A 24,843-nucleotide genomic window follows, 5' to 3' on the forward strand; every position below is an offset into this window, starting at 1 on the left:
AATGCCCTGGGCCGAAGCTGGCCCTACAGCCCTTTGGGGGGACCCCATCATGAAAATGCGCCTTGTTCTTGCCGGTGGCCTGTTGTTGGCCCTGTCCGGCTGCGCGACGTACGACTATGTCGGCGGTGGCGGCGGCAATGGCTACTACCACGGCGCACCCTCGGTCGAGTACCGCTATCCGGCCGGATACCCCTACGGGTACGGCAGCGGCTACTACGGCAGTGGCTACTACGGGTACGGGGGCGGCTATGGCGGTGGCTACGGCTATCCGGTGTATCGCCCGTATCCGAATTATCGCCCGCCGCACAATCATCGGCCGCCGCCGCGCCCCGGCAATGGCAACGGAGGCAACCCCACCCGTCCGCCGGATCGCCCGCGTCCGAGCAACGGCGGCTCCCCGTGGCGGAACATGGATTCGATGAGTGGACCGCGCCGGCCGCAGCAGCAACAGCAGCGCCCGTCGCCGCCGCCACAGGCGCGCCCGGCCCAGGCACCCCGTCCCTCTTCGCCAAGGATGAACGGTTCCCCGTGGCGGAATCTCAACAATGCGAACCAACGCACAGTTGAGCCCTGAGGTGGCTTGATTTTCACGCGCCCGGCCGTTCAATCTAGCCGTGCGGTGACAGCCACGGTCACAAAGTGCCAAAAGCGACAAGTGGCGTCACATTCGGCTCTATGTCGATATCCGCCAGGAACATCTGGATCCCCCCTGTTCCGGCCCTGTCGGATGTCGGCACCTTAAACGCAGAAGGCCCCGCCACTGGCGGGGCCTTCTGCATCTGGGCCGCCCGTTTTCCGCGGGCGCATCAAAAAAACAGGGCCGGCAGTCCCCCGACTGCCGGCCCCTCTGCTTCCCCACGATGCGCTTGGACCGGCCCCTGTTCCAATTCCGGTCCGTTGCGCACAAGGCGCATGCCATCCTGGGTGCTATTGGGTTATCTGCAGAAAACGTGCCAACTTGAGGGTTGATTTCATTGCCCCCGACGAATGGCGCTAAAATCGCCATCCGCGCCCTGCCGCCAGGGCTGATCCGGGCCGCCCGGCCCCGTCCCGAGCTCCTCCGCCATGACTGACTCCTTCTACCGCTACGACGTGATCGTCATCGGCGGCGGCCACGCCGGCACCGAGGCCGCGCTGGCCGCCGCACGCAGCGGTGCGCGCACCCTGCTGCTGACCCATAACGTCGAGACGATCGGCGCGATGAGCTGCAACCCGGCCATCGGCGGGATCGGCAAGGGCCACCTGGTCAAGGAGATCGACGCCCTGGGCGGCGCGATGGCCCATGCGGCCGACCGCGCCGGCATCCAGTGGCGCACGCTCAACGCCTCCAAGGGCCCCGCCGTGCGCGCCACGCGCTGCCAGGCTGACCGCAACCTCTACCGCATGGCGATCCGCCAGATCGTCGAGGCCCAGTCCAACCTCACCGTGTTCCAGGCGGCGGTCGATGACCTGGTCATCGACGGCGATGCCGTCCGCGGCGCCATCACCCAGACCGGCCTGCGCTTCAGCGCGCCGGCGGTGGTGCTGACCGCCGGCACCTTCCTGGCCGGCAAGATCCACGTCGGCGAGACCCAATACGCCGCCGGCCGCATGGGCGACCCGCCGGCGACCACGCTGGCCGCGCGCCTGCGCGAACGCCCGTTCGTGATCGACCGCCTGAAGACCGGCACCCCGCCGCGCATCGACGGCCGTTCGCTGGACTACGGCCTGATGGAAGAGCAGCCCGGTGACGACCCGCGCCCGGTGATGTCCTTCCTGGGCAGCGTGGACGAGCACCCGGCGCAGGTCAGCTGCTGGATCACCCACACCAGCGAGCGCACTCACGAGATCATCCGCAACGCGCTGCATCGCTCGCCGCTGTACAGCGGCCAGATCGAAGGCATCGGCCCGCGCTACTGCCCCTCCATCGAGGACAAGGTGGTGCGCTTCGCCGAGAAGGCCAGCCACCAGATCTTCGTCGAGCCCGAAGGGCTGGACGTGGTCGAGATCTATCCCAACGGCATCTCCACCTCGCTGCCGTTCGATGTGCAGCTGGCGCTGGTGCGCAGCATGCGCGGCTTCGAGAATGCGCATATCACCCGCCCCGGCTATGCGATCGAATACGACTTCTTCGATCCGCGCGGGCTGAAGAACACGCTGGAGACCAAGACCGTCAGCGGCCTGTTCTTCGCCGGCCAGATCAACGGCACCACCGGCTATGAAGAAGCCGCTGCGCAGGGCCTGCTGGCCGGCCTCAATGCCGCGCGTTTCACCCGCGAGGAAGCCGGCTGGTGCCCGCGCCGCGACGAGGCGTACCTGGGCGTGCTGGTCGACGACCTGATCACCCATGGCACCAACGAGCCGTACCGCATGTTCACCAGCCGCGCCGAATACCGGCTGCAGTTGCGCGAGGACAATGCCGACGTGCGCCTGACCGGCTTCGGCCGCGAACTGGGCCTGGTCGATGACCGTCGCTGGGCGGCATTCCAGACCAAGCAGGACGCCGTGGCACAGGAAACCGCGCGCCTGCGTGCACTGTGGGCGACCCCGGGCAATGCGCTCGGCCGCGAGGTGGAAGCCACGCTGGGGGTGGCGGTCAGCCGCGAAACCAACGTGCTCGACCTGATCAAGCGCCCGGAACTGGACTACGCCACGCTCATGCAGGTGCCGTCGCTCGGCCCGGCCGTGGCCGATGCCAAGGTCGCCGAACAGGTCGAGATCGGGGTGAAGTACGCCGGCTACCTGGACCGCCAGCGCGACGAAATCGAGCGCCAGCAGCGCCATGAGAACACCGCCATCGCCGCCGATTTCGATTACGCCAGCGTGCGCGGTCTCTCGGCGGAGGTGCAGCAGAAGCTCGAGCGCGTGCGTCCGCAGACGATCGGCCAGGCCCAGCGCATCCCCGGCATGACGCCCGCAGCGATCTCGCTGCTGCTGGTGCATCTGGAACGCGCGCGCCGCATCCGCGCCGCGTAACGCGGCACCCGCCCCCGGTAGAGCCGACCGTTGGTCGGCTGCACAGCAACCGCCGGGGGATTCCGGGCAGCCGACCAACGGTCGGCTCTACCGCGGGTGGCGGGCGGGGGTTTGCGGGCGATCGGCAAGGGGCAGGCGCCCCCGCGTTATCATCGGGGGCCGGGACAACGCTGCAGGCGGCGTCCCAGCCCTGCGTTGCCGGAGTTTGCGCATGTCCCCGATCCGCCCCTTCCTCGACAAGCTGCCGGTACTCGGCGAACGCGTCTACATCGATCCGGCCTGCACGATCATCGGCGATGTGGTGCTGGGCGATGACGTCTCGGTGTGGCCGGGCACGGTGATCCGCGGCGATGTGAACCACGTCCGGATCGGTGCGCGCAGCAACATCCAGGACGGCACCATCATCCACGTCAGCCACCACAGCCCGTTCAACAAGGGCGGCTACCCGACGATCATCGGTGAGGGCGTCACGGTCGGCCATGGCACCATCATCCATGCCTGCACGATCGGCGATTACTGCCTGATCGGCATGGGCGCCTGCATCCTCGATGGCGCCAAGGTGGGCACGCATGGGTTCCTGGGCGCCGGCGCGGTACTCGGCCCGGGCAAGGTGGTCGGCGAAGGCGAGCTGTGGCTGGGCAACCCGGCGCGGCTGGCGCGCACGCTCAGCGCCAAGGAGATCGAATCGCTGCATTACTCGGCCGATCACTATGTGCGCCTGAAGGATCAGTACCGGGGTTGATTGCGGTAAAGTCCTCAGCCGACCAGGAAGCAGTCGAGACCCGCATGCCCCCGCTGGCAGACCGGAGAGGAATCCGGCGTCCCTTGTGCCCTTCCGTACCCCCCACCGCGATGTGCCGCCGATGAGCGCGCCGATGCTGGATACGTACCGGGAGGTCATCACTCCCGAAGGCGTGCCCCTGCACCTGCCCGTGGCCGGTCCATTGCCGCGTGCGCTGGCCTGGGTGATCGACTTCGTGATCCGGATCGGCGCGCTGATGCTGCTGAGCATTCCGCTGGCCTTCCTCGGCGGATTCGGCCAAGGGCTTTATCTGGGCCTGATGTTCCTGCTGATGTGGGCCTACACCATCGTCCAGGAGGCCTGCTGGGGCCGCACGCTGGGCAAGCGCGCGATGGGCCTGCGCGTGGTCGCGCGCGATGGCGGGCCGATCGGCTGGATGAGCGCGGTCACCCGCAACCTGCTGCGCACCGTGGACATGCTGCCGTTCGGCTATGCGCTGGGGCTGCTGTCGAGCCTGTTCGACGCGCATGGCCGCCGCCTCGGCGATCTGGTCGCCGGTACCGTAGTGATCCACCAGGGCGCGGCGCCGCTGGGCGGCACGGTGGCGGTCGGCAGCGTGCTGGCACCACCGCAACCGCTGCAGCCCGCCGAACAGGCCGCCGTGGTCGCCTTTGCCGAACGCGCGCCGCGGCTGTCGGCGCCACGCCAGCAGGAACTGGCCGATATCGCCGCGCCGCTCACCGGAAGCCACGGCCAGGTCGGCGTGCTGCGCCTGTATGCGATGGCCAACTGGCTGCTGGGACGGCGATGAGACAGGAACAGTTCGTTGCCCGCTACCAGGCCGAGTGGCAGGCGCTGGAGCACTGGCTGGCCCAGCGCGGTGAGCACCCGCGGCAGGCGCGCCGGCAGCCGACCCATGCAGGCCTGGACGACGGCGACTTCCCGCAGCGCTACCGCCGCCTGTGCCAGCAGCTCGCGCTGGCGCGCCGGCGTGGTTACAGCCCGCAGCTGGTGGCGCGGCTGCAGCAGCTGATGCAGCAGGGCCACACCCTGCTGTACCGCACCCCGCGCCCGCAGTGGCAGCGCGCGCTCGCCTTCCTGTTCGCCGACTTCCCGCAGCTGGTGCGCAGCCAGGCGCGCAGCATGTGGGTGGCCGCGGCATTGTTCGTGATACCGCTGGCGGGGAGTTTCGCGCTGATCCTGTGGCGCCCCGAGCTGATCCATCTCTTGATGGACAACGCCCGCATCGCCGAGTTCGAACGCATGTACGATCCGGCCTCGCCGAACCTGGGCCGCGACAGTGGGACCAACTGGACGATGTTCGGCTACTACATCATGAACAACATCAGCATCGGCCTGCGCACGTTCGCGTTCGGCTTGATCGCCGGCATTGGCACGGTGTTGGTGATGCTGTTCAACGGCGTCGGCATCGGCTCGGTCGCCGGGCACCTGCAGCACATCGGCCACGGCGATCCATTCTGGCGCTTCGTGGCTGGCCACGGTGCATTCGAGCTGACCGCGATCGTGATCGCCGGCGGTGCCGGGATGCAGCTGGGCATGAAACTGCTCGCACCCGGTCGGCGGCGGCGCATCGATGCGCTGGTGGAGGGCGGTGTGATCGGCGCCAAGCTGTGCGTCGGCGTCGCCGCGATGCTGTTGATCGCCGCGTTCATCGAGGCTTTCTGGTCCTCGATCGCGGCGATCCCGGCGTGGGGCAAATACAGCGTGGCAGCCGTGCTGTGGACCGCGGTACTGGTGTGGTTGTGGCGCGGCGGACGCGGAGGGGCCGATGCAGATTGATCGGCTCAACGTCGTGCTGCGCGCGCGCTCGGGCTGGGAAGCCATGGAGCTGGGCATGGCCCTGGTCCGTCGCCATGCCGCCGCGATCTGGGCGCCCTGGGTGGCCGCCTCGCTGCCGGTGTTCGTGCTGCTCAATGCATTGGCCTGGTGGACCGACAGTTTCGGCTGGGCCTGGCTGGCGATGTGGTGGCTCAAGCCGTTGTTCGAGCGGATCGCGCTGTACGTGATCTCGCGTGGGGTGTTCGGCGATGTATCGACGACGGCGCAGACACTGCGCGCGCAGCGTACGTGGGGCTGGCAGGGCTTCTGGGGCTACCTCGGCTGGCGGCGCCTGAGCCCGCTGCGCCCGGTGCTGCTGCCCGTCAATCTGCTGGAAGGTGCCGATCCAGCGCATCGTCGCCAGCGTCGGCGCGCGATCGCCGCAGGTGCGATAGGGCACGGGCTGCTGCTGACGGCGGTCTGCATGGTCTTCGAGATCGTACTGGTGGTCGGTGGCATCGCGGCAATGTTCATGTTCATCCCGGTGGACCTGCTGTCCGAATCCTGGCGCGCGGCATGGGAGCTGGCCAAGCAGGACATGCCGGCCTGGATGCAGCTGGGCGTGAACCTGCTGTTCTGGGCTGCCGCCACGCTGATCGGTCCGTTCTACGTCGGCGCCGGATTCGGCCTGTACCTGGACCGGCGCACGCAGATGGAAGCATGGGATCTGGAAATCGCTTTCCGCCGCCTGCACGCGCGGCTGCAGCAGGCCGCGCCGCTGCTGGTGCTGGCCCTGGTACTGGCGTGGCCGGGGTCGGGGCTGCACGCCCAGCAGGTACCGCCGCCGTCGAGCAGCCACGGCACGCTGACGGCACCGGACGATGCATCATCGCCCGAGGACGGCCTGGCGCCGGCCTCCGATGCGGGCGACGACGACGCAGCAGATGACGAAACAGATGATCCACCCCTGACCTACGACAACGATCCGGACAACACGCCGGTCGGCATCTTCGGCAACGAGGCCGTGGACACCGCCGGCTTCCGCCAGGCGGTGCAGCGCGCGTACGAAGACCCGCTGCAGAGCCCGACGCGCGAGGTCACCGAGTGGAAGCGCACGGACACCGACGCGGCCGAGGCCGAAAAGGCAAAACGCGGGGCCACGACCAAAGGCACGGGGCAAGGTGGCGCCAAGGGTCCGTTGTTGCCCGCACAGATCGCCGAATGGATGTTGTGGGCGGTGGTCGGCATCCTGGTGGTGCTGCTGCTGATCACCGCGCCGCGCTGGCTGCCGTGGCTGCGCGGCTCCGGCCGGCGCCATCGGGCGAAGGCGGCCGCGGTGGTGGAAGAAGCGATCGCGATACCGGACGTGGTACCGCCCGATCCCGCCGCACGTGCCCGTGCGCTGTGGCAGGAGGGCCGACCACGCCAGGCGCTGGCGTTGTTGTATCGCGCGAGCGTAGACGCCATGAGCGAGCGCGCGCAGATCAGCCTGCCACCGGGCGCCACCGAAGCGCAGTGCCTGCGGGCCTCGCGACAGATGCCGGTCGAGGCCGATCGCCGCCTGTTCGCGCGCATCGTGCGGGTCTGGCAATACGCCGCGTATGCCGGCCGGCTGCCGACCGATGACGAATTCGAGGCCTTGGCCGCCACCCTGCAGAGCCAGTTCGGGTGGCGCGCATGAGCGCGCGCCTGCGCTGGTTGCTGGTCGGCCTCGTGCTGCTGGTGATCGCGGTGCCGCTGGCGATTCTGTTCCTGCGGACGCACGAGCGGGTGAGCCAGGTCGAGCACCTGCCGCCACAGGGCGAAGCCAGCTACAACCCGCTGTACGTGCTCGGCCAGGCGCTGCGCGCGGACGGCATCACCGTGCAGTCGCGGCCGCGCCTGGACCTGACCCGGATGCCGCTGGAGCCCGGTGACACCCTGGTGCTGCTGCAGGACAGCGCGGAAGTGCCCGCGCCGGCCGTCACGGCGCTGATGGCCTGGGTGCAACGCGGTGGACACCTGATCGTCCGCACGCCGCCGGTGGGCAAGGACGACGCGCGAAATGGACCGCTGCTGGACGCGCTCGGCGTGGACAGCGAGGACTACGAGAGCTATTGCCAGCAGTTCCACGTGCGTGACGATCCGCAGCACGTCGAATTCTGCAATGGTCGCCGCTTCGCGGCGCAGCCACCCGCTGGCATGGCCATCGAACGCGAATGGGGCGACACGGGCGATCTGGCCTTCGTCCGCCTGCGCCACGGCCAGGGCCGCATCGATGTGCTGGCCGACATGGCCTTCATGCACGGCAAGGGCCGGCCCAACCCGGCGGTCCCGCCGAACGCGGCCAATGCCACCATCGACGGCCTGCACGACAGAGCCCATCGCGACCTGACCCGCTACGTGCTCGCACCCAATTACGGCAAGGGCACGATGTGGCTGGTCTACGCCTCGCGCCCGCCCTCGTTGTGGAACCGCGTGTTCTACCTTGGCTGGCCGGTCTGGGCGCCGTTGCTGCTGGCCCTGCTCGGCTGGCTCTGGCAGCGCGGGCAGCGCCTGGGCAGCGAACTGCCCTCCCCCGCCGCGGAACGCCGCTCGCTGCTGGAACACATCCGCGCCAGCGGCGAGCACCTGTTGCGCTTCGGCAAGGCGCCGCTGCTGTACGACGCGGTCCGGCGTGCATTCCTGGCGCGCCTGCGGCGGCGTTCGCCGAGTGCGGCCGCGCTGACCGGCGAGGCCCGGGTGCAGGCCGTCGCCACGTTGTTGCAGTGGTCGCACGAGCGCGTGCAGACCGCCTTGACCCCACCCGCTTCCCACGACGTCGCCGGCCTGCGCGACCGCATCCGCCTGCTGATCCAGATGAGAAACCTGCTATGACCGAGCCGACGCTTCCGCCGCCGCTGTCCCCTCCTGCCGTGACGCCATCACCCTCGCCATCGCCGTCGCCGTTGTCCGAGCGCGTCGATGCCGTGCGCGAGGCGGTGGGCCGCGCCTTCATCGGCCAGCCCGAGGTACTGGACCAGATCCTGATCGCGCTGCTGGCCGGTGGCCACGTGCTGATCGAAGGCGTGCCCGGGCTGGGCAAGACCCTCCTGGTGCGCGCCCTCGCCCAGGCGTTGGAGCTGGACTACGGCCGCGTGCAGTTCACCCCGGACCTGATGCCCAGCGATGTCAGCGGCCATGCGGTGTACGACCCGAAGACGGAGAGCTTCAAGATCCGCCGCGGCCCGGTGTTCACCAACCTGCTGCTCGCCGATGAAATCAACCGTGCGCCGGCCAAGACCCAGTCGGCCCTGCTGGAAGTGATGCAGGAAGGCCAGGTCACGATCGAGGGCAAGGCGTTCGCGCTGACTCCACCGTTCCTGGCCCTGGCCACCCAGAACCCGGTCGAGCAGGAAGGCACCTACCCGCTGCCGGAAGCGCAGCTGGACCGCTTCCTGCTCAAGGTGCTGATCGACTACCCGGCGCTGGAAGACGAGAAGCGCATGGTCGATGCGATCACCACCGGCCGCAGCGCGGCCGACTTCGATTTCTCGCAGGTGCCGCGCGTGCTGAGCGGCGCCGAGGTGGTCGCGCTGCAGCAGGCCACCGCGGCGATCACGGTCGATCCGGAGGTGATCGACTACGCGGTGCGGATCGTCGCCGCCACCCGTCAGTGGCCGGGCATCGCGCTCGGTGCCGGCCCGCGCGGCAGCATCGCGCTGGTGCGTGCGGCGCGTGCGCAGGCGGTGCTGTCCGGCCGTGATTTCGTCACCCCGGATGACGTGCGCGACATCGCCAAGCCGGCACTGCGCCACCGCATCGCGCTGGCGCCGGAACTGCAGATCGAAGGACAGAGCGCCGACGATGCGCTGATTGCGCTGCTGGCCAAGGTGGATGCACCGCGCAAATGAGCGGCCGCCTCCTCCCCCGCGAGCGGATGGCATGAGGCCGGGCCCACTGCTGCTGGCGCTGCTGGCCGGCTGGGGGCTGCTTGGCGTGCCGGTCGTGCTCGGCGCGTGGCCACACGCGGTCTGGTACGCGATCGGCGGCGGCGTGGCGCTGGTCGCGCTGGTCGACCTGCTGCGCCTGCGCGGCCAGCCCTCGCCGAGTGTGCACCGCGAACTGCCCGAATCATTGGCGCTGAACGTCGAGCGTGAAGCCACCCTGCGCCTGGAATCGAGCCGGCATCAGCGCGTGGAGGTGGTTGATCTGGTCCCCGGTGGCTGGAGCCTGCAGGGGCTGCCGCGTACGCTGGCGCTCAAGCCGATGGTGAGCAGCAGCGTGGCGTACCGGCTGACCCCGACCGCACGTGGCCGCTTCGTGTTCGAGGGCGTGCATCTGCGCGTGCATAGCGCTTGGCGCCTTTGGCGTCAGCGGCGGCAGCTGCCGCCGGCGATGACGGTCCGCGTGTACCCCAACTTCGTGCCGCTGACCCGCTTTGCGCTGTTCAGTGCCGAACAGGCCTCGCGCCTGGTCGGTGCGCACCTCAAGCGCCGTCGCGGCGAAGGCACCGATTTCCACCAGATGCGCGAGTACCGCGTCGGCGACAGCCTGCGCCAGATCGACTGGAAGGCCACCGCGCGGGCGCGCAAGCTGATTTCGCGCGAGTACCAGGATGAGAAGAACCAGCAGCTGGTGCTGATGATCGATACCGGCCGGCGCATGATGGCCAGCGAAGGTGGCCTGTCGCACTTCGACCATGTGCTCAACGCGGCGCTGGTGGTGTCCTACCTCGCGCTGCGCCAGGGCGACGGCGTGGGGCTGTTTGCCGCCGGGGGAGAAAGCCGTTGGGTCGCGCCGAAACGCGGCATGGGCACCATCGACACCCTGCTGCGTGCCAGCTACGACCTGCAGGCACAGCCGGTCGCGACCGATTATCTGGCCGCCGCCACCGAGCTCTCGCTGCGCCAGCGCCGCCGTTCATTGGTGATGTTGGTCACCAACGTGCGCGATGAGGACATCGAAGATCTGCTCGCGGCGGTGCGCCTGCTGCAGCGCCAGCATCTGGTGTGCGTGGCCAGCCTGCGCGAGCGCGAGCTGGATGATGCGCTGGCCCAGCCGGTGGAGACGCTGCAGGACGCCAGCCAGGCCGGCGCGATCGCCCGCTACCTGCAGCAGCGCAGCGATGCGCATGATGCGCTGCGCAGCCATCGGGTGATGGTGCTCGATGTCACCGCCGAGGCCCTGCCGGGCGCGCTGGTGGAACGCTATCTGGCGGTCAAGCGGGACGGCTTGCTGTAACCCACCGGGACCGGGCTGCGGTCGGGACCGGCCGCGGGAACGCCATCAGAGATAGATGCGCGTCGGTGCTTCGTCGATGATCGCGTGCGGTACGAAGCGGGCGCTGTCGCGGGTGATCCGGCTGCTGTCTTCGCGGATGCCCATGCCACAGGCCTGGTCGCCCACCACCCAGCTGCCGATCAGCGGATAGCCGCCATCGAACGCGGTGAGGGGATGCGCGGCCTGGCGGATCGCCGGGCCGGTGTACGGGCCTTCGCTTTCCTGCCAGCTGCCATCGGCCAGGTGCAGGGCGACGTTGGCGCCTTCGCGCGAGAACAGCGGTTTGCGTACCCAGCCGCGCGGCAGCTCGCTGCCATCGTCGAACTCGGCGGCGAGCAGGTTCGGGTGGCCGCGGTGGCGCTGCCACAGCAACGGCAGCACGCCCTTGTTGCTCAGGATCGCCTTCCATGCCGGTTCCAGCAGCTGCACGCCCGAGCCGGGCAGCGCCTGGCCGAACGACTCGGTCATCAGGTCTTCCAGCGGATACAGCTTGAACAGGCTGCCGATCACGCTGTCGTCGAGCGCGGTGAAGCGCCCGTCTTCGGACAGGCCGATATCTTCGATCGCGATCGCTTCGCCGCGCAGGCCGGCCTGGGCGGCGCAGTCGCGCAGATAGGCGACGGTGCCCTGGTCTTCCTCGGACGCCCCCACCGCACTGAAATACAGCGGCGGCGGCAGCTGCGCGGCCAGTTCACCGAAACGTTCCACCAGGGCTTCATGAATCGCGTTGAACTGGTCGGCATGCGGCGGCAACCGGTTCTGGTTGCGCTGGTCCTCCAGCCACTGCCACTGGAAGAACGAGGCTTCGAAGAGCGACGTCGGCGTGTCGTAATTCAGTTCGTACAGCTTGGCCGGGCCACTGCCGTCGTAGGCGAAATCCAGCCGCCCGTACAGGTGCGGCTCGCGCCGGCGCCAGCTGTCGGCGATCCAGTCGCGGAACGGCGGCGGGATCGCCAGCTGCTCCATCAGCTGCTGGCTGCCCACCACCTCATCGACCAGATCCATCGCCATCGCGTGCAGCTCGGCGCTGGGGTCTTCGATGTCCTGTTCGATCTGACGCAGGGTGAAGGCGTAATACGCCGTTTCATCCCAGTACGGCAGGCCATCGATGGTATGGAAACGGAACCCCGACTCTTCGGCCCGGGCGCGCCACTGGCTGCGCTCGGCGATACGCACGCGCTGCATCGATCAGCCGCCGACGCTGCTGCGGTTGCTGCTGGTGTTGCCGAAGCCACCCCGGCTGGCGGTGACCGCACGGTTCGGGGTGGCGTTGACCGGGGCCAGGCCGGCCTTGCCGGCACCGATACCGCTGGCGGTGTTCAGCCCGCCGGTGGACGGACCCGGGCGTGCCCAGCCCTTGGCCTTGTCCTGGTAGGCCGGCGCCGCCGCCGGCTGCTGGGCCAGGCCCGCGCCGCCGCGGTTGTTGAGCATCTGCGACATGAAGAAGCCCATCATCATCGGGCCGATGAACGAATGGCCGGTGGAGGTCTTCTGTTCCACGCACTGCTCGGCGTTGTACTCGGCCTCACAGGCTTCACGCGTCGCGTACTTGGGGGCGGCATCGGCGGACTGCTTCTGCGCTTCGGCAAAGGCGTTGCGGCAGCTGGACGGATCGCCGGTGGCTTCGGTACAGGCCTGCACCGAGGTGTAGAGCCCCTCCTGCACCTGTACGGCCTCGTTCTTCTGGCAGGCGGTGAACAGCAGCGGCGCAGCGCTCATCAGCAGCAGCGCAGTGGTCCTGGAACGTTTCATGGCGTCATGCCCCCTAGTGCGGTTATCTCCCCAATCATGCCTGATCGGCGCGAACAACCAAAACCAGCAAAGTCCAGAACATGAACGGCGTTTCAGGATTCGATCGCACGGCAGCAGCGAAGGTGGTTGCAAACGCAACCGGAATTTTTCGGCAGAATCGGGCTGAAACGCGCCCCCACGGCCCGCCGGATCCTGCCAGCCACCATGCCTGAATACCGCTCCCGCACCTCCACCGCCGGCCGCAACATGGCTGGCGCACGCGCCCTGTGGCGCGCCACCGGGATGACCGATGGCGATTTCCACAAGCCGATCATCGCCGTCGCCAACTCATTCACCCAGTTCGTGCCCGGCCACGTGCACCTCAAGGACCTGGGCCAGCTCGTGGCGCGCGAGATCGAGCAGGTCGGCGGCGTGGCGAAGGAGTTCAACACCATCGCGGTGGATGACGGGATCGCCATGGGCCACGACGGCATGCTGTATTCGCTGCCCAGCCGCGAGATCATCGCCGACTCGGTGGAGTACATGGTCAACGCGCACTGCGCCGACGCGCTGGTGTGCATCTCCAACTGCGACAAGATCACCCCCGGCATGCTGATGGCCGCGCTGCGCCTGAACATCCCGGTGGTGTTCGTTTCCGGTGGGCCGATGGAAGCGGGCAAGACACGCCTGTCCGAGCACAAACTGGACCTGGTGGATGCGATGGTGATCGCCGCCGATGAAAGCGCCAGCGATGAGAAGGTCGCCGAATACGAGCGCAGCGCCTGCCCCACCTGCGGCTCGTGCTCGGGCATGTTCACCGCCAACTCGATGAACTGCCTGACCGAAGCGCTGGGCCTGTCGCTGCCGGGCAACGGCTCGACCCTGGCCACGCATGCCGACCGCGAGCAGCTGTTCCGCCGGGCCGGCCGCCTGGTCGTGGAACTGTGCCACCGCTGGTATGGCGGCGAAGAGATCGGTGCCCTGCCGCGCGGCATCGCCACCCGCCAGGCGTTCGAGAACGCGATGACGCTGGACATCGCGATGGGCGGCTCGACCAACACCATCCTGCATCTGCTGGCGGCGGCGCAGGAGGCCGAGGTGGACTTCGACCTGCATGCCATCGATGCGCTCTCGCGGCGGGTGCCGCAGCTGTGCAAGGTCGCCCCGAACACGCCGAAGTACCACATGGAGGATGTGCATCGGGCCGGTGGCGTATTCGGCATCCTCGGCGAACTCGCGCGCGGAGGGCTGCTGCATACCGACGTGCCGACCGTACACAGCCGCACCCTGGCCGAGGCGATCGCACGTTGGGATGTCGCGGTGAGCACCGACGAGAACGTGCACGATTTCTTCCGCGCCGGGCCGGCCGGCATCCCGACCCAGGTCGCGTTCAGCCAGGCCACGCGCTGGCCGACGCTGGACGTGGACCGCACCGAAGGCTGCATCCGGGATGTCGCCAATGCCTATTCCGCCGAGGGTGGACTGGCCGTGCTGCGTGGCAACCTCGCCGTCGACGGCTGCGTGGTGAAGACCGCCGGCGTGGACGAATCGATCCACGTGTTCGAGGGCAACGCGCGGGTGTTCGAGAGCCAGGACGCCGCCGTGCAGGGCATCCTCGCCGATGAAGTCGTTGCCGGTGACGTGGTGGTGATCCGCTACGAAGGCCCGCGCGGTGGCCCGGGCATGCAGGAGATGCTGTATCCGACCAGCTATCTGAAATCCAAGGGCCTGGGCAAGCAATGCGCCCTGCTCACCGATGGCCGTTTCTCCGGCGGCACCTCGGGCCTGTCGATCGGGCATGCCTCACCGGAAGCGGCCTCGGGCGGCACCATCGGCCTGGTTCGCGATGGCGACCGCATCCGCATCGACATTCCGGCGCGGCGCATCGATCTGCTGCTGGATGACGCCACGCTGGCGGCACGCCGTGCCGAGCAGGACGCCCTGGGCTGGAAACCGCGCGAGGCGCGCCCGCGCAAGGTCACCGGCGCGCTGAAAGCGTATGCATTGCTGGCCACCAGTGCCGACAAGGGCGCGGTGCGGGACCTGGCGAAGCTGGACGACTGAGGACGCCAGCGCGGCCTCCCGGCTTGACCTGGGTGCAGCCCTCGCAAACACTCAGGTCAGACCTCTGCACAAGGATGTGACGATGCGCAGTACCCGTTCTCTGCTCGCGCTGGCCCTGTCGGCGGCCGCATGTCCGGCCTTCGCCGATGGATGCGCGGTGGATCGCACCGCGATGCTGGCGTTGACCCCGGAGCAGTTCGATCAGGATATGGAAGGCGGCTGGCGACCGATGGCGGAACAAGGCGAATGCCAGCTGGCCGCCGCGGATCTCATCGCGGCCTATCGTGCGCAGCCCAAGGCCGCCGGCAACACCACGATGATCTGGCATGAAGCGCAGATGCGTGCACAGGCCGGGCAGGACGCACAGGCGGTCGCGTTGATGCGGCAGACCTACACGCCCGCGCCCGACGCTGGCGGTTGGAATCCCTACGTGGAAGCCAGCATCGCCTTCATCGAGAAGGACCGCCCGGCCCTGGCCGCTGCGCGCGCGACGCTCGCCGCCCTGCCTGCGCCACCGGAGGTGAACGTCAAGGATGGATTTTTCAGCTTCGCGATGCCGAACGGCGAGGTGCTGCAGGTCGCCTGGCCGCCCAATCTCGATGTGGTCGATGCGTTTGTCCGCTGCTTCGGCCAGGGCTACCGGCAGGCGTATTCCGCTCAGTCCTGCCGCCATCCCGACACTACGACCACGCCCGAGGGCCGCACACCCTGATCGGGTCGCAGGAGCTGCCCGTGTTACCCGATCACCCGCTTGAACGGCGGCAGTGAATCGATGATGCGTTTGCCGTAGCGGCGGGTCAGCAGCCGCGAGTCGAGGATGATCACGCGGCCGGTATCGGTGGAGGTGCGGATCAACCGGCCGGAGAACTGGGTGAGCGTGCGCAGGGCGTGCGGGATCGCGATCAGGTTGAACGCGTTCAGACCGCGGCTTTCGAACCACTCGCTCAAGGTGGAGGTCTGCGGGTCGGTCGGGACCGCGAACGGCACCTGGGTGATCACCACCGTGGTGCAGGCTTCGCCGGGCAGATCGAGGCCTTCGCCGAAGGAATTCAGCCCGAACAGCACCGAGCCCTCGCCGGCGGAGGTGCGCCGCAGGTGCTCGTCGATCATCTTCTGCTTGGCGGTTTCGCCCTGTACCAGCACCTGCCTGCGCTGCGCGGCCGGCATCAGCTCGGCCACCTTTTCCATCTTCCAGCGCGAGGTGAACAGCACGATGCTGCCCTTGTCCCAGTCCAGCTCCTTGACCAGGTACTTGGCGATCTCCTTGGGGTGGCCCTCCTTGTCATCGGGGGTCACCGGGAACGCCGGCACGATCAGCTGCGCCTGGTTGGGCAGGTCGAACGGGGAGGCCAGCGAGACCATCTCGGCCTCGGCCGGAATACCGTTGTCGATCGCCAGCGCCTGGAAATCACCGCCGCCGGTGAGCGTGGCCGAGGTCATCACCACCGAGTCCACTTCATCCCAGAGCAGCTTGCGCAGCACGTTGGCGGCCGACACCGGCGAGCCGTGCAGGACCAGGTCGCCATCGCGCGAGAGGGTCACCCAGCGCGCGGTCGGCGGCTGGCCGTCCTTGTCTTCGCGGCGCCAGCCGGTCCACAGGTTGTGCTGCTGCTCGATCATCTCCAGCGCCATGCCGAGGTTGCGCTGCAGGCGCTCGCGCGCGGCATCCTCGGGCTTGCCCTTGGCCACCTGCGTCAGCGCGGCGTGCGCCCAGTTGAACAGCGCGCGGGTATCGTCGGCGATGGCCTCGATGTCCGGCATCCAGATCTCCGGCAGGCGGCCGTTCGGGGCACGCCACATCGGCTCCTGCGCGGACGGGTCCGGCCGCCAGCTGCGGTCGATCACATCGCGGAAGGCCTTGAGCTGCTTGCTGACCTTGGCCGCGACCTCGATCGCCTCGTTGGGCAGCAGGTTGCCCAGCTTGTCCTTGTCCACCGCGCGGTACGCCGCGGCGATCAGGATCTGCAGGCGGCCGGTGCGCTTGGCCATCTCGTCCAGCGCAAGGCTGGCCGCGCCCTGGTCGATGGCGACGTTGCCGATGTGATGGCCTTCATCAAGCACCAGCAGCATGTCCGAGGGCGGGGCGATCAGCGGTTGGCCGTTGTCGCTCTCGCCGATCGACAGCGCCGACAACAGCAGTGCGTGATTGGTCACCACGATCTGCGCTTCACGCACGGTGTTGCGTGAGCGCAGCACGGCACACTGCGCCGAGTAGGCGCACTTGCGTCCGGCGCAGCCCGAGGCCGGCGTGGTGATGCGCGAGCGCAGGGTGTTGCTGATCGTCTCCGGCGCGTTGTCCAGATCACCGTTCCAGCGGCCTTCGAGAAAGGCCTTGCTCAGCGACTGCGCCAGGTCCATTTCGATCGGCGCCAGCGGGCGGTCGAACAAGGGCTGCTCGTCTTCGAACATCCCTTCCTGCGCGCCATCGCCATGCGCTTCAGCGGCATTGCGGGTGCACAGGTAGCGGGTGCGGCCCTTGGCCAGCGCCACCGTGGCTTCGATGCCGGTGGCCTTGAGGAAGTTGGGGATGTCGCGCTCGACCAGCTGCGACTGCAGCGCCACGGTGCCGGTGCTGATCACCAGCTTCTTCTTGGTCGCCAGCGCGATCGGCACGCCGGCGGTCAGGTAGCCCAGCGACTTGCCGACCCCGGTCGGGGCCTCAACCACGCCAACGCCGCCGCTGTGCGAGAGCGCACGCGACACCACGCCGATCATCTGGCTCTGCGAGCGCCGGGTACTGAAGCCGGGCGTATTGGCCTGCAGCTTGGCGTAGGCGTCGCGGATGCCGGCCTTGAGTTCGTCGTTCAGCGCGCGGGGGGCTTCAACTTTTTCGGTCACGCCGGGGGACTGCCTGACTGGATCACGGTCCCCATTTTCTCACGACCCGGCGGCCGTGACCGGCGCCATTTTCCGCGCCGGTTCATCTCCATGACGCGACCCACTCCAACACTGTGGACCGCGACAGCCTGCTGCATCCGCTCAGCGCGGTGGCAGCGGCGCAGCGGGTGGAACGGCGCGGCTGCGCAGCGCGCGGGTCATCGCCCAGACCAGCAGGACCAGGGCGAGCGCCTCGAACAGGTTGAGCGCGAAGTGGCCAGCGCCCAGCAGCTTGGACATCAGCTGCAGGTTTTCGTAGTTGCCCTGCTGCACCATCCACATCGGCACCAGGTTGAGCACCAGGCCGGCCAGCGTGGTCAGCGCTATCAGGCCCAGCGCGCCCAGGGCCACGCTGCGGATCGCCCCGCGCGGGGTGTCCACCACCCACACCACCGCGACCGCCAGCGCGATCAGCACCGGCAGGCGCACGCCCACCATGGTCAGCATCGAGACCAGCAGGTCCATGTCCACCGGCTCAGTCCTCGCCGGCCAGCGGCGCCAGCCGGTTCCGCAGCTCGGTGTAGACCGCGTCGGTCTGCGGGCGCACGGCGTGCCACTGCAGGAAGCTCTCGGCGGCCTGTTCGACCAGCATGCCCAGGCCATCGACGATGTTGCGGCAGCCGGCCGAGCGCGCCCATGCGGTGAAGGCGATCGCGGCCTCGCCGTAGTTGAGGTCCACGGCGGTGGTCATGCTGTTGACCAGCGAGAGCGGCAGCTTGAACTCCGCGGCGCGGTCGCGCCCGGCCGAGGTGGCGTTGACGATCAACTCGAAATCGCCCAGCTCGCGGATGTCTTCCCAGTAGCGGGTGATCGCGCGGCCCGGCTCGCCCATCGCATCGATCAGCGCGTCGGCGCGCTCCGGAGTGCGGTTGACCACCACCAGCTCCAGGATGCCGGCATCCAGCAGGGCCGGGGCCACGCTGCGGGCCGAGCCACCGGCGCCGATCAACAGGGTGCGGCGGCCACGCAGGTCCAGGCCGTGGCGGTCGGTGAGGTCACGGACCAGGCCGATGCCATCGGTGGTATCGCCATGCCAGCGGTCGCCCTTGCGCAGCAGCGTGTTGACCGCGCCGGCGCGGCGCGCGCGCGAGGTCAGCGTGGTGCACAGTGCGAAGGCGGCTTCTTTGTGCGGCGCGGTGATGTTGGCGCCGACGCCGCCCTCGGCAGCGAAGGCCTCCAACGCTGCCAGGAATTCGGCCGGCGACGCTTCGATCGCACGGTAGTCCAGCGCCAGACCTTCCTGCCGGCCGAACGTGGCGTGGATGTGCGGCGACTGCGAATGCGCGATGGGCTGGCCGAATACGGCGTAACGGTCGGTCATGGGTTGTCCTGCTCCGGGCCTAGAATGGAACGCAAACCCCAACGGACGCGATGATGCGCATTCCATTGTCTCTGCTCGCGCTGAGCGCCAGTTTACTCTGCACGCCCGCCGCGATGGCGCTTTCCGAATTCGGCATCGAGGGCATGGGCGTGGTTTCGACCAAGGCCAACGAAGCCCAGGCCACGATCGCGCCGGACGGCCAACGCCTCGTCTGGGCCAGCGACCGCGCCGGTGGCCAGGGCGGCTGGGACCTGTGGCAGGCGGTGCTGCGCGATGGCCGCTGGCAGGATCCCGCCCCACTTCCGCTCAACAGCGCCAGCGATGAGCGCGACCCCTACTTCAGCCACGATGGACGCTGGCTGTACTTCGCCTCCGACCGAAGCGGCGGCCAGGGTGGATTCGACCTGTACCGCGCCCCGGTGGCCGCCGATGGCAGCCTCGGGCCCACGCAGACCCTGCCGGGCCCCCTCAACACGCGCGACGACGAACGGGCGCCGGCCCTGCGCCCGGACGGGCGCACCCTGCTGTTCTCGCGCAACGGCAAGCACACCCAGGGCGGCTTCGATCTGTATCTGGCGCCCGTGCAGGGCGAGGGATTCGGCACCGCGCAGGCCCTGCCCGCTCCGCTCAACACGGCCGCCGACGAACTCGGGGCGGCCTGGCTGGATAACGAGGGTGCACTGGCCTTCACCCGCGCGAGCGGCGGACATGCGCAGGTCCTGCTGGCGGGCTGCGATCACCGCCAGGCGGCGGTGCCGCTGACGTTGTCGTTCAATACCGCGGACGGCCAGACCGGCGCGCCGGTAGTGGACGCGTCGAAGCCGTCGGAAATGGTACTGGCCGGCATGGCACGCTCACCGCGTGCCGGCGGGCTGGATCTGTACCGGATCAGGACGCCGTCAGCGCCGAAGGGCCAGCGCTGCGGCTGACGCTGCGGGGGCCGAATGGCCGCCGCGTGGCCTGGCGCCAGCCCTGACCGTGCCGGCCGAGCGCTAGCGCGCCTGCAGCAGCTCGGCGCGCAACTGCTCGTACTGCGCTTCGCTGATCTCGCCATGGTCCTTGCGCTGGTTCAAGGCCGCCAGCTGCGCCTGCAACGCCGGCGACAGCTGCGCCTCACGGGCGATGCGGGCAGCGGCGGAGGGCTGCTCCGGCGCCTGCCGCGCGGCGCGGCGCACGCCACGGATCACCAGCCCGATGACCATTGCGAAGGCCAGCACGCCGGCCGTCCAGGTCACCCACTGTAGCCATCCCATCGTCTGCATCATCGTCGTCCTGTATCGGGGTGGGCGCGTATTGTCAGCGCTCGCGCAGCCAACGCGCCACCTGCGGGGCGAAATAGGTCAGCACGCCATCGGCGCCGGCACGCTTGAAACCGATCAGCGACTCCATCACGCAGGCGCGTTCGTCCAGCCAGCCATTGGCGAAGGCGGCCTTCATCATCGCGTACTCGCCGCTGACCTGGTAGGCGAAGGTCGGCACGCCGAACTGCTGCTTCACCCGGCGCACCAGGTCCAGGTAGGGCATGCCTGGCTTGACCATGACCATGTCCGCACCTTCTTCCAGGTCCAGCGCGATTTCGCGCATGGCCTCGTCGCCGTTGGCCGGGTCCATCTGGTAGGTCTTCTTGTCCGCCTTGCCGAGGCCGGCCGAGCTGCCGACCGCATCGCGGAAGGGACCGTAGAACGCCGACGCGTACTTGGCCGAGTAGGCCATGATGCGCACGTTGACATGGCCGGCGGCATCCAGCGCACGGCGGATCGCGCCGATGCGGCCGTCCATCATGTCCGACGGCGAAATGATGTCCACGCCCGCTTCGGCATGCGAGAGCGACTGCTTGACCAGTGCCTCGACCGTGATGTCGTTGAGCACGTAGCCGGCGTCATCGATGATGCCGTCCTGGCCATGCGTGGTGTACGGATCCAGCGCGACATCGGTCATCACGCCCAGCTCGGGGAAGCGCGCCTTGAGTGCACGCACGGCGCGCTGCGCCAGGCCATTCCCGTCCCATGCCGCCGCCGCGTCGAGACTCTTGCCGGCCGGATCGATCACCGGGAACAGGTCGATCACCGGGATGCCGAGTTCCAGCGCCTCTTCGGCCACCTTGAGCAGCTCGTCGATCGAGAGCCGTTCCACGCCCGGCATCGAGGCGATCGGGGCGCGCCCGGCCAGTTCGTGCACGAACACCGGATAGATCAGGTCGTCGGTGGTCAGGGTGTTCTCGCGCATGAGGCGGCGCGAGAATTCGTCGTGACGCATGCGCCGGGGGCGATAATCGGGGTGTGCCATGAGGTGCTCCGGAACGGAAGGCAGGAATTACTGCAGCAGGTACTGCCGCGGTTGCAGGGGCTCAGGCAGCGGCTGGACGCCCAGGCTGTCGAGCAGATCGATTTCGATGGTGCGCACCATCGCATCCAGCGGCAGGTCGTTGGATTCCAGCCCGAACGGCTCTTCCATCTCCTCGCCAAGCTGGTCCAGGCCGAAGAATGCATACGCCAACACGGCCGACACCACCGGCGTGGCCCAGCCCAGCGAACTGGCCAGGCCGAACGGCAACAGCACGCAGAACAGCCACGCGCAGCGGTGCAGCAGCAGCGTGTACGCGAACGGCAGCGGCGTGGTCAGGATGCGCTCGCAACCGGCCTGGATGCTGGAGAGCGCATGCAGGCGTGTTTCGAACTGGGTGTACAGGTAGGGATCGAGCTGACCGGCGCGCAGCGCCCGGGCCAGATCGGAGGCGATCATCGCCAGCAGTTGATCCGGCACATTGCGGCGCTGGCCGAAACGCGCACGGTCGGCCTCGGCCACCCACGGCAGCGCCGCCAGCGCCACGTCGCGGCCACGCAGGCGGGCAGCCAGCGCATGCGCGAAGCCGATGCACAGCCGGCACACCCGGTCGCGCAGCGCGGCATCGTCGACCAGCAGTGCCTGGGACAGGCGCGCCAGGCTGCGGGATTCATAGATCAACTGGCCCCACAGTTTGCGGCCTTCCCACCAGCGCTCGAAACAGGCGTTGTTGCGGAAGCTGAGGAAGATCGACAGCACCAGGCCCAGCAGCGTGAACGGCGCCACCGAGACGCGCTCGATGCCCGGCGGGTGCCACAGCTCGGCCAGGGCGGCGACGGCGACGGACAGCAGCAGGATCGCCACGACTTTCGGGGCCACCGCCGGAACGATGGAGCCGCGCAGGATATAGAGCAGTTGCCAGCCGTGGGGACGAGGACGAATGATCATCGGTGCAGGGAGAGCGCCCGGACGGGCGTGGACCGCCGGCGGAGCCGGATGCGGCAGCCGGTCATTCTACGCCGATGCTGCCGGGCGGCCGTGAGCTGCGACGGTCGGTCGCACCCGCACGGCTCAGAGGATGCCGCCACCCAGCCCGAGCCGGACGATGCCGACCACCACCACGATGCCGTTGAGCACCAGCCCGGTCCAGGCCCGGCCGCGCTTGCTGGCATGGGTGAACAGGATGCCGATGGCGGCGATCACCGCGCCCACCGCGGCGAACGGGATCAGGAACCAGTTGCCCCAGCCCAGCAGCGGGATCAGGGCCACAATCATCCAGAGCAGCGCGACGATGCCCCACAACAGACTGATCAATCCCATGCCCGGCTCCTTGAGGTGAATGCGTGGCCCACCATAGCGGTTCCGGGCGCAGGCGCAAGCGGCGGCGAGACGCTGTTGGCGGGGGCCTCACCGGGCCGGTGCTAGGGTGCACTGGCAGGGGTTGGGACCGATTCAGTCGCCAGCACCGATCATCCCAGCCATCACACACAGGGGTAACGCCATGAACATCCGATGCGCTGCATTGCTGGGCCTGGCGCTGGTCAGCGCTGGCTGTGCCAGCACCTCCAAGGTCATGCTCGGCCAGGCGCGTGCGCCGGTCGATCCGGCCACGGTGCAGATCTACTCCACCCCGCCGGCCGGCTCGCAGGAAATCGCCCAGCTCGAATCGGCGAGTGCGGTCGGTTTCGGCACCCAGGGCCAGACCGATGCCGCCGTGATGCGGCTCAAGCGTGAGGCCGCCGCGCTCGGGGCCAATGGCGTCATTCTGATGGGCGTCGGCTCCAGCGGATCGCCGGTGGGCATGTCCGTCGGTGCGGGCAGCTACGGCTCGCACGTGGGCGGTGGCCTCGGCATCGGCATCCCGACCACGCAGAAGCGCGCGGCCGGGGTCGCCATCTGGGTGCCCAACCCGCCGCCGGCACCGCGCCTGCCGACGCAGACGATCACGCCGCAGCGGTAACGAACACCGCGGTAGGCCACGACCGTGGGTCGTGGCCCCCGTGTCAGCGCTTGGCCGCGCTGTTGTACTTGGGCACGAACACCTCGTTCACTGCCTTGGCCAGCTGGTCCGGCGGCAGCAGGCCCTGGTCGAGCAGGAAGTTGTTGAACGCCAGGCGGTCGAAACGATCACCCAGCGCCAGCTCGGTCTGCATGCGCAGCTCAAGAATGCGGGTATAGCCGTAGAAGTAGCTGCCCGCCTGGCCGGGCATGCGCACCATGTAGCGGTCCAGTTCCTGCGTGGCCATCGCCTTGGACAGGCCGACCTCATCGATCAGCACGCGCTCGGCGTTGGCACGGTCGATCTGGCCGAGGTTGAGCATCGGGTCCAGCATCGCGCGCGCGGCACGCAGCAGGCGGAACTGCAGTGCGATCAGCTGCCCGTCCAGCGGCTCGTACGGCACCATCTCCGCTTCGGCATACAGCGCCCAGCCTTCCACGTTGACCGAGTTGAAGGCGAACATGGTGCGCGCCAGCGAGATGCCGCGCTCCACCATCGCGGTGAACTGCAGCTCGTGACCGGGGCGGCCTTCATGCGCGCTCAGCGTCCAGGCGGCGGAGCCGAAGTTGAAATCGTCGTACTGCGCGGCCTTGTCGCCGGCGGCCGGGTTGCCCAGCGACAGCACGAAGGTGCCCTGCTGCCCGGTGTTGCCGACCAGCGGGGCCGGCAGGAAATGCGGGGCCGGCGAGGCGGCGCTTTCGGCCGCCGAGCCCAGCCGCATCTGCATCGGGCGCTGCGGCACGTCGACGATCTTTTCCTTGCGGATGATCGGGTCGATCGCATCGATCACGCCACGGTAGTGGTGTTCAAGCTGGTCGTCGGGAATCTTGTCGCCCTTGAGCGCCCGCACCACCGCCACCGGGTCGGTGGTGTCGGTGACCTTCAGGCCCTTGGCCTGCACCACCAGCGGTGCCAGCTGGCGCATCGCCGAGCGGGTTTCCATGAATTCCAGCTGGGCCCGCTGCATCAGCAGCGCCGGGGCGATGTCGATGCCCACGCGCTTGAGCTGGTACGCATACAGCGGCTCGGGCAGGCGCGCATCGGTGCGGGCCTTGGGCAGCACCTCGCGGCGGGTCCAGTCGCGGTACTCGCGCAGCTGGCTGGCGATGGTCTGCAGCGCCTGCTCGGCGCCGGCCACCTTGTACTTGCCGAACAACTGCTCGATGCCGCTGATGTAGGTATCGACATTGGCCAGCGACTGCTCGACTTCGATCTTCGTCGGCTGCAGCAGGCTCTTGTCGCCCAGGCGCTCTTCGTAGCGCTGGCGCGACAGCGTGGTCACCGGCTGCGTGCCCGGGGCAAGCCCGGCGTAGGCCTTCAGGCGATCCAGCGCCTTGGCCCGGCGCTCGGCGGGTACCTGGTCGGACAGCAGCAGGTTGAGGCCGCTGAACACGGTCTGCGGGGTGTCGCTCCACGGCAGCAGGTACTTCTCGTTGAGCTCGCTGCCTTCGATGTTCTGGTCGGCGGCGGCGATCATGATCGCCAGGTCCTGACGCACGTTGGGATCGCGCTCGGTGGTGAGCTTGGCCTGCAGTTCACTGCGTGCCTTGGCCATCGCCGCGCGGTAGCGGGCGCCGTTGTCCGGGCCGAAGTCAGCCACCTTGTCGTCATAACCCGGTACGCCGAAGAAGCCGGTTTCTTCCGGCTGGAACGGGCCCTGCGCATCCAACAGGATCTGCGCCAACTGGTTGCTGCGGGTGACCCAGGCCGGCGAGGCGGCGGGCTTGGCGGCTGCCGGGGCGGCCAGGGCCGGCGGGGCCGACAGCGCGGCGGGAACGGACAGGGCCAACGCAACAGCAAGGACAAGCGGCTTCATGCAGGAACTCCAGGGCAGGATGCCTGCGACCCTAC

At 68.7% G+C, this 24,843-nt stretch carries 23 protein-coding genes; 13 read left to right on the plus strand and 10 right to left on the minus strand.

The genetic code is table 11. The features are described 5' to 3' along the window. Nucleotides 1-49 precede the first annotated feature (49 nt). The 9 genes from AC07WC_RS14125 (at nucleotide 50) to AC07WC_RS14165 (ending at nucleotide 10,678) form a co-directional block, all read left to right on the plus strand. Nucleotides 50-574: a hypothetical protein gene (locus AC07WC_RS14125; protein ID WP_495210555.1), complete on the plus strand. Its 525-nt coding sequence runs from the start codon at nucleotides 50-52 to the stop codon at nucleotides 572-574. Between the two features lie 491 nt (nucleotides 575-1,065). Continuing rightward, nucleotides 1,066-2,955, plus strand: a complete 1,890-nt coding sequence (gene mnmG / locus AC07WC_RS14130) for a tRNA uridine-5-carboxymethylaminomethyl(34) synthesis enzyme MnmG (RefSeq protein WP_495210556.1) — start codon at nucleotides 1,066-1,068, stop codon at nucleotides 2,953-2,955. 211 nt (nucleotides 2,956-3,166) lie between these two features. After that, nucleotides 3,167-3,697 carry a gamma carbonic anhydrase family protein gene (locus tag AC07WC_RS14135; protein WP_495210557.1) on the plus strand — a complete coding sequence of 177 codons (531 nt, stop codon included), beginning with the start codon at nucleotides 3,167-3,169 and terminating at the stop codon, nucleotides 3,695-3,697. A gap of 121 nt (nucleotides 3,698-3,818) precedes the next feature. Next, nucleotides 3,819-4,508: an RDD family protein gene (locus AC07WC_RS14140; protein WP_495210676.1), complete on the plus strand. Its 690-nt coding sequence runs from the start codon at nucleotides 3,819-3,821 to the stop codon at nucleotides 4,506-4,508. Beyond that, nucleotides 4,505-5,497: a stage II sporulation protein M gene (locus AC07WC_RS14145; protein ID WP_495210558.1), complete on the plus strand. Its 993-nt coding sequence runs from the start codon at nucleotides 4,505-4,507 to the stop codon at nucleotides 5,495-5,497. Before AC07WC_RS14140 ends, AC07WC_RS14145 begins: the two co-directional genes overlap by 4 nt. Further along, nucleotides 5,487-7,157 carry a DUF4129 domain-containing protein gene (locus tag AC07WC_RS14150; RefSeq protein WP_495210559.1) on the plus strand — a complete coding sequence of 557 codons (1,671 nt, stop codon included), beginning with the start codon at nucleotides 5,487-5,489 and terminating at the stop codon, nucleotides 7,155-7,157. The genes AC07WC_RS14145 and AC07WC_RS14150 overlap by 11 nt, the downstream gene beginning before the upstream one ends. After that, a complete protein-coding gene (locus tag AC07WC_RS14155; RefSeq protein ID WP_495210560.1) occupies nucleotides 7,154-8,332 on the plus strand; it encodes a DUF4350 domain-containing protein in 1,179 nt (392 codons plus the stop codon). The genes AC07WC_RS14150 and AC07WC_RS14155 overlap by 4 nt, the downstream gene beginning before the upstream one ends. Next, nucleotides 8,329-9,348 carry an AAA family ATPase gene (locus AC07WC_RS14160; protein ID WP_495210561.1) on the plus strand — a complete coding sequence of 340 codons (1,020 nt, stop codon included), beginning with the start codon at nucleotides 8,329-8,331 and terminating at the stop codon, nucleotides 9,346-9,348. Before AC07WC_RS14155 ends, AC07WC_RS14160 begins: the two co-directional genes overlap by 4 nt. Nucleotides 9,349-9,379: 31 nt before the next feature. Continuing rightward, nucleotides 9,380-10,678 (plus strand): DUF58 domain-containing protein, encoded by a 1,299-nt coding sequence (locus AC07WC_RS14165; RefSeq protein WP_495210562.1) that lies wholly within the window; start codon nucleotides 9,380-9,382, stop codon nucleotides 10,676-10,678. A 45-nt stretch (nucleotides 10,679-10,723) separates the two neighbouring features. Here the strand turns inward: AC07WC_RS14165 and AC07WC_RS14170 are convergent, their stop codons facing one another. After that, nucleotides 10,724-11,902 (minus strand): glutathionylspermidine synthase family protein, encoded by a 1,179-nt coding sequence (locus tag AC07WC_RS14170; protein WP_495210563.1) that lies wholly within the window; start codon nucleotides 11,900-11,902, stop codon nucleotides 10,724-10,726. Nucleotides 11,903-11,905: 3 nt separating this feature from the next. Further along, nucleotides 11,906-12,469 (minus strand): DUF1190 domain-containing protein, encoded by a 564-nt coding sequence (locus AC07WC_RS14175; RefSeq protein ID WP_495210564.1) that lies wholly within the window; start codon nucleotides 12,467-12,469, stop codon nucleotides 11,906-11,908. Between the two features lie 204 nt (nucleotides 12,470-12,673). On the opposite strand from AC07WC_RS14175, the gene ilvD reads away from it, so the two are divergent. Further along, nucleotides 12,674-14,512 carry a dihydroxy-acid dehydratase gene (ilvD, locus tag AC07WC_RS14180; RefSeq protein WP_495210565.1) on the plus strand — a complete coding sequence of 613 codons (1,839 nt, stop codon included), beginning with the start codon at nucleotides 12,674-12,676 and terminating at the stop codon, nucleotides 14,510-14,512. Nucleotides 14,513-14,594: 82 nt separating this feature from the next. Continuing rightward, nucleotides 14,595-15,224, plus strand: coding sequence for a hypothetical protein (locus tag AC07WC_RS14185; protein ID WP_495210566.1), 630 nt, complete (start codon nucleotides 14,595-14,597; stop codon nucleotides 15,222-15,224). Nucleotides 15,225-15,247: 23 nt separating this feature from the next. Here AC07WC_RS14185 and dinG read toward each other — a convergent pair whose 3' ends face one another. The 3 genes from dinG to aroE form a co-directional block, all read right to left on the minus strand. Beyond that, a complete protein-coding gene (dinG, locus tag AC07WC_RS14190) occupies nucleotides 15,248-17,350 on the minus strand; it encodes an ATP-dependent DNA helicase DinG (RefSeq protein ID WP_495210567.1) in 2,103 nt (700 codons plus the stop codon). 141 nt (nucleotides 17,351-17,491) lie between these two features. Then, complete coding sequence (locus tag AC07WC_RS14195) at nucleotides 17,492-17,854, minus strand: hypothetical protein (RefSeq protein WP_070472534.1); 363 nt, start codon at nucleotides 17,852-17,854, stop codon at nucleotides 17,492-17,494. A gap of 10 nt (nucleotides 17,855-17,864) precedes the next feature. Beyond that, nucleotides 17,865-18,710 (minus strand): shikimate dehydrogenase, encoded by an 846-nt coding sequence (aroE, locus tag AC07WC_RS14200; protein ID WP_102788661.1) that lies wholly within the window; start codon nucleotides 18,708-18,710, stop codon nucleotides 17,865-17,867. A gap of 53 nt (nucleotides 18,711-18,763) precedes the next feature. Between aroE and AC07WC_RS14205 the strand changes: the two genes are divergently transcribed. Further along, entirely contained in the window at nucleotides 18,764-19,639 is an 876-nt protein-coding gene (locus AC07WC_RS14205; protein WP_495210568.1) for a TolB-like protein, read from the plus strand. Between the two features lie 63 nt (nucleotides 19,640-19,702). Here the strand turns inward: AC07WC_RS14205 and AC07WC_RS14210 are convergent, their stop codons facing one another. The 4 genes from AC07WC_RS14210 to AC07WC_RS14225 all read right to left on the minus strand — a co-directional run bounded on the left by AC07WC_RS14210 (nucleotide 19,703) and on the right by AC07WC_RS14225 (nucleotide 22,313). Then, complete coding sequence (locus AC07WC_RS14210) at nucleotides 19,703-19,972, minus strand: SHOCT domain-containing protein (protein WP_495210569.1); 270 nt, start codon at nucleotides 19,970-19,972, stop codon at nucleotides 19,703-19,705. 34 nt (nucleotides 19,973-20,006) lie between these two features. Further along, nucleotides 20,007-20,996: a porphobilinogen synthase gene (hemB, locus tag AC07WC_RS14215; protein WP_390330367.1), complete on the minus strand. Its 990-nt coding sequence runs from the start codon at nucleotides 20,994-20,996 to the stop codon at nucleotides 20,007-20,009. A 27-nt stretch (nucleotides 20,997-21,023) separates the two neighbouring features. After that, on the minus strand, nucleotides 21,024-21,941 hold the full coding sequence (locus AC07WC_RS14220; RefSeq protein WP_495210570.1) for a bestrophin family protein: 918 nt from the start codon (nucleotides 21,939-21,941) through the stop codon (nucleotides 21,024-21,026). Nucleotides 21,942-22,064: 123 nt separating this feature from the next. Continuing rightward, nucleotides 22,065-22,313, minus strand: coding sequence for a hypothetical protein (locus tag AC07WC_RS14225; protein WP_481466982.1), 249 nt, complete (start codon nucleotides 22,311-22,313; stop codon nucleotides 22,065-22,067). A gap of 181 nt (nucleotides 22,314-22,494) precedes the next feature. Here AC07WC_RS14225 and AC07WC_RS14230 point away from each other — a divergent pair, with 181 nt between their 5' ends. Continuing rightward, nucleotides 22,495-22,953, plus strand: coding sequence for a hypothetical protein (locus AC07WC_RS14230; RefSeq protein ID WP_495210571.1), 459 nt, complete (start codon nucleotides 22,495-22,497; stop codon nucleotides 22,951-22,953). Between the two features lie 43 nt (nucleotides 22,954-22,996). On the opposite strand, the gene AC07WC_RS14235 is transcribed toward AC07WC_RS14230, so the two are convergent. Next, entirely contained in the window at nucleotides 22,997-24,808 is a 1,812-nt protein-coding gene (locus tag AC07WC_RS14235; RefSeq protein WP_495210572.1) for a DUF885 domain-containing protein, read from the minus strand. Nucleotides 24,809-24,843 lie beyond the last annotated feature (35 nt).

Source organism: Stenotrophomonas sp. GW821-FHT01H02A, from assembly GCF_059422145.1.